Annotated in this window: 11 protein-coding genes and 2 tRNA genes; 6 read left to right on the forward strand and 7 right to left on the reverse strand. The window is 54.7% G+C overall.

The window, feature by feature from the left end; all coding sequences use genetic code 11:
* Positions 1-5 precede the first annotated feature (5 nt).
* Positions 6-755, reverse strand: coding sequence for a triose-phosphate isomerase (tpiA, locus tag ABLN94_RS08795; RefSeq protein ID WP_352991640.1), 750 nt, complete (start codon positions 753-755; stop codon positions 6-8).
* 122 nt (positions 756-877) lie between these two features.
* Here tpiA and ABLN94_RS08800 point away from each other — a divergent pair, with 122 nt between their 5' ends.
* Positions 878-1,789, forward strand: a complete 912-nt coding sequence (locus tag ABLN94_RS08800) for an isopenicillin N synthase family dioxygenase (protein ID WP_352991642.1) — start codon at positions 878-880, stop codon at positions 1,787-1,789.
* Here ABLN94_RS08800 and ABLN94_RS08805 read toward each other — a convergent pair.
* Positions 1,786-2,151 (reverse strand): HesB/IscA family protein, encoded by a 366-nt coding sequence (locus ABLN94_RS08805; protein ID WP_352991644.1) that lies wholly within the window; start codon positions 2,149-2,151, stop codon positions 1,786-1,788. The two genes, ABLN94_RS08800 and ABLN94_RS08805, sit on opposite strands and share 4 nt — an antisense overlap.
* A gap of 177 nt (positions 2,152-2,328) precedes the next feature.
* Here ABLN94_RS08805 and ABLN94_RS08810 point away from each other — a divergent pair, with 177 nt between their 5' ends.
* On the forward strand, positions 2,329-2,664 hold the full coding sequence (locus ABLN94_RS08810; RefSeq protein ID WP_352991646.1) for a hypothetical protein: 336 nt from the start codon (positions 2,329-2,331) through the stop codon (positions 2,662-2,664).
* Between the two features lie 227 nt (positions 2,665-2,891).
* On the opposite strand, the gene ABLN94_RS08815 is transcribed toward ABLN94_RS08810, so the two are convergent.
* The 3 genes from ABLN94_RS08815 to ABLN94_RS08825 form a co-directional block, all read right to left on the reverse strand.
* Complete coding sequence (locus tag ABLN94_RS08815) at positions 2,892-3,254, reverse strand: SUF system Fe-S cluster assembly protein (RefSeq protein WP_170487414.1); 363 nt, start codon at positions 3,252-3,254, stop codon at positions 2,892-2,894.
* A gap of 95 nt (positions 3,255-3,349) precedes the next feature.
* Complete coding sequence (locus tag ABLN94_RS08820) at positions 3,350-3,628, reverse strand: NfeD family protein (RefSeq protein WP_170487415.1); 279 nt, start codon at positions 3,626-3,628, stop codon at positions 3,350-3,352.
* Positions 3,628-4,518 (reverse strand): SPFH domain-containing protein, encoded by an 891-nt coding sequence (locus tag ABLN94_RS08825; RefSeq protein ID WP_352991647.1) that lies wholly within the window; start codon positions 4,516-4,518, stop codon positions 3,628-3,630. Before ABLN94_RS08825 ends, ABLN94_RS08820 begins: the two co-directional genes overlap by 1 nt.
* Before the next feature lie 175 nt (positions 4,519-4,693).
* Between ABLN94_RS08825 and ABLN94_RS08830 the strand changes: the two genes are divergently transcribed.
* Entirely contained in the window at positions 4,694-5,605 is a 912-nt protein-coding gene (locus tag ABLN94_RS08830) for a nucleoside hydrolase (RefSeq protein WP_352991649.1), read from the forward strand.
* Positions 5,606-5,669: 64 nt separating this feature from the next.
* Positions 5,670-6,800: a tRNA guanosine(34) transglycosylase Tgt gene (tgt, locus tag ABLN94_RS08835; RefSeq protein ID WP_352991651.1), complete on the forward strand. Its 1,131-nt coding sequence runs from the start codon at positions 5,670-5,672 to the stop codon at positions 6,798-6,800.
* On the opposite strand, the gene ABLN94_RS08840 is transcribed toward tgt, so the two are convergent.
* The gene (locus ABLN94_RS08840; protein WP_352991653.1) at positions 6,797-7,663 is read right to left on the reverse strand and encodes a hypothetical protein; all 867 of its coding nucleotides are present in this window, start codon (positions 7,661-7,663) and stop codon (positions 6,797-6,799) included. The two genes, tgt and ABLN94_RS08840, sit on opposite strands and share 4 nt — an antisense overlap.
* Before the next feature lie 340 nt (positions 7,664-8,003).
* On the opposite strand from ABLN94_RS08840, the gene lon reads away from it, so the two are divergent.
* Positions 8,004-10,412: an endopeptidase La gene (gene lon / locus ABLN94_RS08845; protein WP_352991654.1), complete on the forward strand. Its 2,409-nt coding sequence runs from the start codon at positions 8,004-8,006 to the stop codon at positions 10,410-10,412.
* Positions 10,413-10,614: 202 nt separating this feature from the next.
* Here the strand turns inward: lon and ABLN94_RS08850 are convergent.
* Positions 10,615-10,689 (reverse strand) — tRNA-Val (locus ABLN94_RS08850).
* A gap of 548 nt (positions 10,690-11,237) precedes the next feature.
* Between ABLN94_RS08850 and ABLN94_RS08855 the strand changes: the two genes are divergently transcribed.
* Positions 11,238-11,314, forward strand: a tRNA-Asp gene (locus ABLN94_RS08855).
* Position 11,315 lies beyond the last annotated feature (1 nt).

Below are 11,315 nucleotides of genomic sequence, written 5' to 3' on the forward strand. Positions count from 1 at the left end.
TTAGCTCAGGCTTTTAGCAGCGCGTCTATAATGCCTGAGAAATCCTGTGCCTTCAGGCTGGCGCCGCCGACCAACGCGCCATCGACGTTTGAGACGCCAAAAATATCTTCAGCGTTGGACGGTTTGACCGAGCCGCCGTAAAGCAGGCGCACAGACCGGCCGACGCCTTCACCAAAACGCCGTTCGAGCCGGTTACGAATGAAATCGTGAACCTCTCCGATTTCATTCAGCGTAGGTACCTTGCCGGTGCCAATGGCCCAAATAGGTTCGTAGGCGACGATCAGATTCTCGCCGGTCGACTGATCCGGGATTGAACCCGACATCTGGCCGCCGATGATATCCAGCGTGTTGGCAGCTTCGCGCTGTTCCAAGCTTTCGCCAACGCAGATGATCGCCTTCAGTCCGGCATCCATCGCCGCACGCGCCTTGGCGCGGACGTCTTCGTTCTGTTCGCCGTGATCTTCGCGGCGCTCGGAATGGCCCAGAATAACGGCGCTCGCTCCGGCATCGACCAGCATATCTGCACTGATGTCACCCGTGTGCGCACCTGCGGTTGCGGCATGGCAATTCTGACCGCCAACGGTGACTTCGGTATCGCGAACGACCTCCGCCGCGCGATGCAGCAACGTGGCTGGCGGGCAGATCAATACATCAATCGATGGAGTAGGATAGGCGCGGGCCAGAGCCTCTAGTTCGCTCAGCGCTGCCGTGGTTCCGTTCATCTTCCAATTACCAGCCGCCAGCTTGCGCCGCATATTCCAAACTCCCTGATTGTTCATATTTAATGAACCGGATAACACCGCCAGTCGAAACTGACAATTGCGGTTGCAGAGCAAGTTTTAAAACTTGAGGGCGGCCGGAAAACAGGAACGAGTGCATGATCGAAGATCTTGATCTTGAGAAGTTGGACCAACGTGACGCTGCCGAGCTGGCCAAGCTTTTGCGCGCGGTAAGTGAGGTTGGATTCCTGACCGTGTCGAACACGGGGCTTAGCAGAGAGCGTGTACGTGAAGTCATCTCGGTCTATCGCGATTTCTTTTGTCTACCTGAGGCACATAAAAAACAGGTCAACATGGCGCGAACCGGGGCAAATCGTGGATGGGGAGCACCGCTATCCGAGCAGGTCGACCCGGGAGCAAATCCTGATTTCAAAGAAGTGTTCGATTGCGGATATGAGCTGCCTGCGAACAGCCGCTATATCAATGCGGGCCTAAGTGTTTATGCTCCGAATCTCTGGCCGCTCACCCCGTCGGCATTCAGGGAAATCGTTCAGACCTATTACACAGATGCGTGCGCGGTGGCGATGCGAGTACTTCGCGCTATCGCAGTGGCGCTTGGGCAGGAGGCCGATAGTTTCGATATCGCATTCGATACACCGATGGCGCTTTTACGCGGCAACTACTATCCGCGGCGCCCCGATTGGGCGGGTGAACATGATTTCGGGATAGGCGCTCATACAGATTATGGCTGCCTGACTTTGCTGGCGACAGATGGGACTGCGGGGCTTGAGGTGCGCATGCCGGACGGCAGTTGGGCGCATGTCAACGCCGAGCCAGGCCGGTTCGTCATCAATTTTGGTGAGATGCTTGAGTTCTGGACCGCTGGAAAGGTCAAAGCCACATTGCACCGCGTAGTTGGAGGTTCGCAAGAGCGTGTGTCGGTACCGCTTTTCTTTAACCCGTCCTATGACACCAACGTGGCACCCCCGAATTCAGGGCACACCATCACTGCGGGCGATCATTTGACGCGCCGCTTTAACGAAACTTACCTACACTTGCAGGCGTCTTAGGATTGTGGGGATAGCCTTTCATCGAACTTGATTGACTCACCACATCCGCACGCATCGACGACATTTGGATTACGGAATTTGAAGCCGGACTCCAGTAGCGAGACCTCATAGTCAATTTCGGTTCCGAACAGGAACATTTGGGCCATGGGCGCGATCATGACGCGCGCGCCGTCCTGTTCGACGATTTCGTCATTCGCGTCGGGCTGATCGACATAGTCCATGGTATATTCCATGCCGGCACAGCCACCTTTCTTGATGCCGATCCGCAGGCCTGCGTGACCGCCAGCTTCCATGAGGCGGGCAATCTGTTCCACGGCCTTGGGCGTCATGGTCACGGCTTGTTTGCCGGGAATGCCGAACATAGTGATCTCCGTTTTCGCGCGTAGACATTAATTTAGTGCCGACTGGGCAATGGCTCAAGACATAGCAGGCATACTTACCTAACATTTCAGGCTTTCGGCGAAAAATCTTGCCTTTTGAAACAAGCTGACCTTAGCTGAGCACACAAATATTCCGGCGGATTTTTTTGGTGAGGTGGGATGAAAAAGCGCAGTTTTATGAGCAGAATCATATTCTTGACGGCAGTTGCTGCAGTTCTTTCGATGACGGCGGGCGTGGCGTCTGCTGAAGCCACGTTAAAAAGGCATCCCGTCAATTGCTCCACCGCCGAGGGTGACCTAAGGGCAATTGCGGCCGAAAAGAAACATGCACAGGATCAGCAGCTGGAAAGTGTCGCGGCCTTGACACCAGCCGGGGCATTGCTGGGATTGGTGACAGGCACCGAAAACAAAAGGTTGTCCATGTTGTCAGGTGATTACGTCAAAGCCCTGGATGAGCGGGCGGCCGAAATTAAATCCAATTGTGGTGTGCAATAACCGACCCCGGTGGCATGAAAAAGACCGCTCTCGGGCAAGAGCGGTCTCTTATTCAGTTCGTCAGGCTGGTATGTTTTGGGGGACACAAGAGATTATCCAGCCCGCACTGTGCTGGCTAGGATGCAAGCGCAAGCACGCCGGGACTATTCTCGGTCTTGGTAACGGTTTTTCTACGCTTGTGTGACAGAAAAATAAATCTTTTACGACAGTGGCTTAGTTCCAGGCTTTTACATAAAGCCCAGTTCAAGGCGCGCTTCATCGGACATCATTTCCATGCCCCAAGGTGGCTCCCAAGTCAGCTCTACATCCACTTCCTTAACGCCAGCTACGGGCTCGATTGCTTCGACAATCCAGCCGGGCATTTCGCCTGCAACGGGGCATCCCGGTGCCGTCAGCGTCATGATAACCTTGACCGCGTTTTCGGCGGTGATGTCGATCGTATACACCAGACCCAGATCGTAGATGTTCACGGGTATTTCAGGATCAAACACCGTGCGGCAGGCGTCCACCACAGCGTCATATAGGGGATGCTCAATGCTCGAAGGTGCAATCAGCGGGGAGCCTTCAAACTGTTCGCTCGGATGAGTCATACGTGCCTCGGGTTTGTTACCTGAGCATTTATATAGGGAAAGCCAGCGGCAGCGTCCAGAGGCGCAATGACGCCCCGAAGGGGCGCCAGAACCGTTTAGTCGTTTATGTCATGTCGAAACGTTTTGACCTGTCCATGGGGTAGGGCAAAAATGCGTCGCAACAACAGCCAGGAAACCAGTGACAGCACCGCGAAGATTAGCAGCAGGATCGGTAGAGATGGCGTGACGCCTGGGATGACCAACAACAGCCCCGTGACGGCAGCCCCGATGGCAAAGCCCAGAAAGATAAATCCGGGAAGGACAATCTCAAGGATGCCTAGGGCAAGCGCTCCGGCAAGCCAGATCCACCAGGTTAGCCAGAAGGGGTCGGCCATTATTTGCCTCCTTTCAGCATGTTAAAGGCGTTACCAAATGCCTCAAGGGCGTTGGCAGGTACAACGATGGTCTGCGATCCGGTGCCGTTACCCAGTGCATTCAGCGCTTCGACCTGTTTCAGGGCAACCTGATATTGCGCTGCCTCAATGCCGTTATCCTGAATTGCCTTGGCGACCACACCGGTTGCATAAGCTTCGGCCTCAGCCTGAATGCGGCGCGCTTTTGCGGTTTGCTCGGCCGCATAAAGCTCAGCGTCAGCGTTCAGTTCAACGGCGCGTTTTTGCCCCTCGGCCTCGGTTACCTGCGCACGACGGGCGCGTTCGGCGTTCAACTGTTGTAGCATCGCGTCACGGGTGGCCTGATCGAGGTTCACATCGAGAATCTCGGCGCGGGTTACTTCAATACCCCAGTCATCCACGGCGGTTTCCACGCTTTCCTGAATGCGGGTGATCAGTTGCGCGCGGTTGGACTGTACTTCATCCAGATCCATTTTACCGATTTCCGCGCGTACGATACCGGCCACAGTCGTCGCAATTGCTCCGTCTACGTCACGAATACGATACACGGTCTTTTCAGGTTCCAAAATGCGATAAAACACCGAGGTGTCGATCTGCACTAGAACGTTGTCTTTGGTGATCGCGTCTTGGGTCGCGTTGGGTAGTTGGCGCTCTAGAATAGATATCTTGTGGCGCGCAACATCTAGAAAAGGAACGATAAAGTTAATGCCGGGGCCAAGCACTGAGTGCAAGCGTCCGAACCGTTCGACCACATACTTCTCGGATTGGGGTACGATTTTAATACCCTTGAAGATGACGGTAATGATCAAAACAGCCGCCAGCACGTAGATAATGTTCGACGTCAGCAATCCAATAATCTGGTCTTCGCTCATATCTGTCCTCTTTTATTGTGCACTATGGTATACATGTGGCAGTTGAGTCTTCGATTTTCAACTCTGGTATGAAGGGGTTGGGCGTGGAAGCAAATCTCAGATGCATTGGATGAGGGGCGGAAAATTCGGAATGTGGCCGCTTTGCATCCCGCGATGTTTGCGATATCGGACTGGGATGAAACTTATCATCGACACTGATCCCGGCATCGACGATGCCATGGCAATTGCTTATGCCGCTGCAGCGCCCGAGATTGACCTGATTGGTCTGACCACGGTGTTCGGAAACACGCATGTGCATCAGTCCAGCCGCAATGCACGGTTCTTGCTGCATATGCTTGGGTTGGATGCTCCGGTGGCCGAAGGCGCCGCGTGCGCAATTGGGCAAGACACTCACGCTCCGTCTGAGCACGTTCATGGCCCTGAGGGCTTCGGCGACATAACCGACATTCCCGAGATTGGGGCAAATCACCCGAAGTCGGCTGCTGAATTTCTCGTCGATATGGCGCGCCGGCATAAGGGAGAGTTGGTCGTTTGTGCGGTCGGCCCTTTGACCAATATTGCCCAAGCGATGCAGCTGGACCCCGCATTTGCGACCAATATCAAGCGTTTGGTGATAATGGGAGGCGCGGTTTATTGCCCTGGTAATATCACGCCGCATGCGGAGGCCAACATCTATCATGACGCAAAAGCAGCGGATGTGATCTTCGCCGCTCCACCTGAGACCGTGCTGGTAGGTTTAGACGTGACACTCAAAACCCTTTACGAAACTGCAGATTTCGACGCCTTGGCCGATCAATCTTTAGATATGGGCGGATTTCTGAGAGATATCTCTCGGTTCTACCTGAAATTTTACAAAGAGGTCGGCGGGCTTGAGGGCTGCGGCCTTCACGACTCGACTGCGGTGATTGCCTGCACGCATGAGCCCATGTTCGAAACGGTAGAGACCGGTCTGCAGGTTGTGACCGAAGGGCCGGAAACCGGCGCGACTCGTCCGATTCCTTCCCGACCGCCTGTCCGTGTGTGCCGGGACGTGGACGGTGCAGGGGTCGTGCATCTATTTACCGAGCGTGTCGCGACGCTGCCCTGACGGGTTGCATTGGTCGGACAGTTCAGGCACATCCCACCCGGTTCAGCGACCCCGAGGCGACCCCATGACCGAGCGTTTTTCCTTTGACCTGAAAGCCACTGATGGCAAGGCCAGAACCGGCGTGATCAATACGCCTCGGGGCGAAGTGCGTACTCCGGCCTTTATGCCCGTGGGCACCGCGGCGACGGTCAAGGCGATGATGCCCGAAAGCGTGCGTGCGACCGGGGCGGATATCCTGCTGGGCAACACATATCACCTGATGCTGCGCCCTACGGCGGAGCGTATCGACCGTCTGGGCGGCCTGCATAAGTTCATGAATTGGGACCGTCCCATTCTGACGGACTCTGGCGGGTTTCAGGTCATGTCGCTGGCAGGGCTGCGCAAGCTGACTGAGAAGGGCGTGACCTTCAAATCCCATGTCGACGGTTCTAAGCATGAACTGACACCTGAACGGTCGATGGATATCCAGCGTTTGCTGGGGTCCGATATCGTCATGTGTTTTGACGAATGCCCGGCCTTGCCTGCCGACCGGGATCGCATCGCCGAGTCGATGCGCCTGTCTATGCGTTGGGCTGATCGGTCGCGTGAAGCGTTCGGAGATCGTCCTGGCCATGCTCTGTTTGGGATCATGCAAGGCGGGCTGGAACAGGATTTGCGTGAAGAAAGCGCCGAGGCTCTCAAACAAATCGGGTTCGAAGGATACGCCGTCGGCGGTCTGGCCGTAGGTGAGGGGCAGGAGGCCATGTTTGGTTGCCTCGACTATGCGCCGGATTTTCTGCCAGCCGACAAGCCGCGCTATCTGATGGGGGTCGGCAAACCGGACGACATCGTTGGCGCGGTAGCACGCGGGATCGACATGATGGATTGTGTGCTGCCGTCACGGTCTGGGCGCACCGGGCAAGTGTTCACGCGATATGGCGTTGTGAACATCAAGAATGCCCGCCACGCTGATGATCCGCGGCCACTGGATGAACAATGCTCGTGCCCGGCCTGTTCGAATTACTCCCGCGCTTATCTGCATCACGTGTTCCGGTCCAACGAGATGATCTCGGGCATGCTGCTGACCTGGCACAACCTTCATTACTTTCAGGAAATCATGCAGGGAATGCGTGACGCAATCTCTGCTGGGTCGTTTGAAGCGTGGCAGTCGCAGTTTCATGCGCTGCGGGCGCAGGGAGATATCGAGCCTCTTTAATCGCGCAACATTTGTCGCCCTTGAAGCGAGCCGTCGCGCCTTCCGGCAAAGCGGCGTTTCATACTGTGTACAGTGTCGCGAAAGTCGTTGGTCAAATACAGAAAAAGCCTCTTTCCAATAGGCACGTCAACTAGTTGGCGGGTGTATTCTACTTGGCACTTCTTCCCATTTGGCGTGATTTTGACCTCAACAATCTGATTTGGATCCGAGCAGCCTGGCAGAGAGAGGGTACTGAATCGAAACTCTGAAAAGGGTTGTGCGTATTCGATAAAAACTTCCTGCGTCATGTTCTCAAGGTCACCGCGTCGAGGGAGTGTCATGATAAAATTGGCTTTGCTGCCATTCGGTGGCGGAAGAAACTGTGTGTTCGGCCAATAATATCGGTTTGGATTTTCGGGGTTCGGGAAAAAAGCGTTCCAGATGTCCTCGGGGTCTCCAGCTAAGTAGAAAGTCTTTGTGTGCTTTTTCATGTCTTTCTTCAGAATTCCACCGAACCAGGAACCGTACACCGCGAGATAAGTCAGGATGCTTAGGGCGCCCAACGCTATGCAATCTACCCATCCGGGAATGGTGTCTGTTGGCAAAAGGGCGCGCATTGGGGTGAAGAACAGCATCAATACAATCAAAGACACCAGCCAAATCTCCACCAATGGAAGCATAAAGGTTGCAAGGACGGAGAACAGAACGATTGGAGTGCCAACACAAAGGATCACCGCGATTAAATAAGCAACTGGAGCCAGAGGGCCTCGAACGTCCTCTGGCCACTCCGCGTATCCAAGTAGGATGCCGAGGCAGAAGAAAACGGTAAAAAGGATGCTGCATAAAACGAAACGGCGGTATTGGAGTATTACTCGGGTTAGCATAGTGAACTCGGTTTGAATGTACGGTCAGTAGTGTTGGCAACTAAAGGTTGATCGAGGATCGGGCACGGCGGTTTTGTGTTCAGATTTTGTCAGCCTGTTGATTTGTAGGGAAATTTTTGGGGATGAGAAGTGATCTCGAATTGATTTTCGTGAAATTTGCAAAAGCTTGCTGATTGCCGCCTTGCCCTCGTCGGACACAACAGTCATTCTGAACCGTGATACACGGCGGTAAGGTTGAAAAAGGGCGATGAGGCCCCACCTTTATCGTCCAAGACAGGAGACGGCCAAGAGTTGCCTCAAGAAGGGACCGGAGCCGTTTTGCCAATGATAAGGATTGAGCATGCAAGAGCCTCTGAATTCCTCATACCCCGTCCTGCCGCTGCGCGATATCGTGGTATTTCCGCATATGATCGTGCCGCTCTTCGTGGGTCGGGAAAAATCCGTCCGCGCGCTGGAAGAAGTGATGCAGGACGACAAGCAGATTCTTCTATCCAGTCAGATTGATCCGGGTGACGATGACCCGGTTGAGGACGGCATTTACCGCTCCGGTGTACTCGCGAACGTTCTTCAATTGCTGAAGCTGCCCGATGGCACCGTCAAGGTGCTGGTCGAAGGGCAGGCGCGCGTGCAAATCACCGAGTTTCTCGAAAACGAAGAGTTTTTCGAAGCTCGTGCCGAATATCTGACCGAAATTCCGGGCGACGTCACCACGACCGAAGCGTTGTTGCGTACGGTTGCGGATGAATTCGAGCGCTATGCCAAGGTGCGCAAGAACATCCCCGAAGAAGCCCTGACCGCGGTTGGTGAAACCACCGAACCTGCCAAGCTGGCCGACCTTGTGTCGGGCCATTTGGGCATCGAAGTCGAACAAAAGCAGGAACTGCTGGAGACGCTCTCGGTCAGTGAGCGGCTTGAGAAGGTCTATGGCCTGATGCAGGGCGAAATGTCGGTTCTGCAGGTTGAGAAAAAGATCAAGACCCGCGTCAAATCTCAGATGGAGAAGACGCAGCGCGAGTACTATCTGAATGAGCAAATGAAGGCCATTCAGAAGGAGCTTGGCGATGGTGAGGACGGATCGAACGAAGTCGCCGAGCTGGAAGCCAAGATCGCCGAGACCAAGCTGTCGAAAGAGGCGCGCGAAAAGGCCGAAGGCGAGCTGAAAAAGCTGCGCAACATGAGCCCGATGTCGGCCGAGGCCACCGTTGTGCGCAACTATCTGGACTGGATTCTGTCACTGCCGTGGGGCACCAAATCCCGTGTCAAAAAGGATCTGGCTCGTGCGCAGGAAATTCTGGATGACGATCACTATGGCCTTGAAAAGGTCAAGGAGCGGATCGTTGAGTATCTGGCGGTTCAGCAGCGTTCGAAAAAGCTGAAAGGCCCGATCCTGTGCCTTGTTGGTCCTCCAGGTGTGGGTAAGACCAGCTTGGGTAAATCTGTTGCCAAAGCCACGGGACGCGAGTTCATTCGCATCTCGCTGGGTGGTGTGCGTGACGAATCTGAGATCAGGGGCCACCGTCGGACTTACATTGGCTCGATGCCGGGTAAGATCATTCAGGCGCTGAAAAAGGCGAAGACCACGAACCCGCTTATCTTGCTCGACGAGATCGACAAGATGGGTCAGGACTTCCGTGGTGATCCGGCCTCGGCGATGCTTGAGGTGCTGGACCCTGAACAGAACAACACGTTCATGGACCACTATCTTGAGGTGGAATATGACCTGTCGAACGTGATGTTCCTGACCACGTCCAACAGCTACAACATGCCTGGGCCTCTGCTAGACCGGATGGAGATCATCCCTCTGGCCGGTTACACCGAAGAGGAAAAGAGCGAGATCGCCAAGCAGCACTTGATCAGCAAGCAAGTCAAGAACCACGGTCTGAAGGCCAAGGAATTTGAACTCACCGATGAGGCGCTGCAGAAGATCATCCGCACCTACACCCGTGAGGCGGGTGTGCGGAACCTCGAACGTGAAATCGCCAAGGTGGCGCGGAAATCGCTGACCAAGATCATCAAGAAAGAGGCAGAAGACGTCACTGTAACACCTGATAATCTGGATGAATTCCTGGGTGTGCCCAAGTTCCGTTACGGTCTGGCCGAACAGGACGATCAGGTCGGTGTTGTCACCGGTCTGGCCTGGACCTCGGTCGGTGGTGATCTGCTGCATATCGAAGCTCTGAAACTGCCCGGCAAGGGGCGGATGAAGACCACCGGTAAGCTGGGCGACGTGATGAAGGAATCCATCGACGCGGCGTCGTCTTATGTACGGTCAATCTCGCCTCAGATCGGGGTGAAGCCGCCGAAATTCGACACGCTGGATATCCACGTCCACGTCCCGGATGGGGCTACGCCAAAGGATGGGCCGAGTGCCGGTCTGGCGATGGTAACTTCGATCGTGTCCGTGCTGACCGGTATCCCGGTGCGCAAGGATATCGCCATGACTGGTGAGGTCTCGTTGCGTGGTAACGCAATGCCCATTGGTGGTTTGAAGGAAAAACTGCTGGCGGCGCTGCGCGGTGGCATCAAGACCGTTCTGATCCCGGAAGAGAATGAAAAGGATCTGGCAGAGATTCCGGACAACGTGAAGGAAGGGTTGGAGATCATCCCGGTCACGCATGTCTCGGAAGTGCTGAAACACGCTCTGGTCAGCGAACCAGAGCCTGTTGAATGGGATGAGGCCGCGGAAGAGGCCGCTGCCGCTGCGGCCAAGGCTGCCGAAAGTGCCGGCCCATCGGCAACAGCACACTGAACAGATCAGAGGCGGGGGAGACCCCGCCTTTTTCTTTTTGGGGTACTTACAAGGGTGGTGGCGACTGTCCTGATAAAGTGTCTCTGGAACTACTATTCCAGCAATGACCAACCATTTTTTCAACTTCAAGCAGTCGGCTGTGCCGAAGTGTTTCGGACACCGAACTATTCTGAGGCAATCGGAATGTGAGCAAGAGGGAGAATGGTGGGTGATAAGAGATTTGAACTCCTGACATCTTCGATGTGAACGAAGCGCTCTACCACTGAGCTAATCACCCGTGAGCACGCGTAATACAGAGAGTTCCAAGGGCTTGCAAGAGCACTCGAGCCGTAAAATTTTGACTTCGATAAGATCGAAAAAAAACGGGCAGTCCAGCACTACGGCTTGAGGAACTTGGGCGCGTTGCACTGGGTGAAGTCACTACGAGTCAGATTCGTTATGATCGCCGTCCCTGCGTGCAACGTGAAAGTGAATTTGCCTCGGGATACTTCAACCAAGGCCCTGTTTCTTGCCAAGCTGAAAGAGACAAGATGTTGTCGCGGTTATTCTTGCTGAGCGAAAACAAGTTGCTTGGGTCATATTTCAATCTTGAGCAGTTGTGCCTCAGGATTCGTGCGAGCCAGACCGTTCAAAAAGTATGTGCCCAAAACATTCGGCAAGCGTTCGTCCTGACGATACGCGTGCATAGGTGGCAGTTCTGACCGTTAAGACCGATCAGGTTTCAAAAACTTTTTTGCGTTCTTGGAAAAAACTTCAAAACGCCGCTTGACGCTGCCCGACCGTAGCCATAATACACCCAAACGTTCAGCAACGAACGGGCAGCGGGCGGTTGTAGCTCAGTTGGTTAGAGTACCGGCCTGTCACGCCGGGGGTCGCGGGTTCGAGCCCCGTCAACCGCGCCAT

The organism is Ruegeria sp. SCP11, assembly GCF_040329455.1.
GTDB classification, from domain to species: Bacteria; Pseudomonadota; Alphaproteobacteria; order Rhodobacterales; family Rhodobacteraceae; genus Ruegeria; species Ruegeria atlantica_E.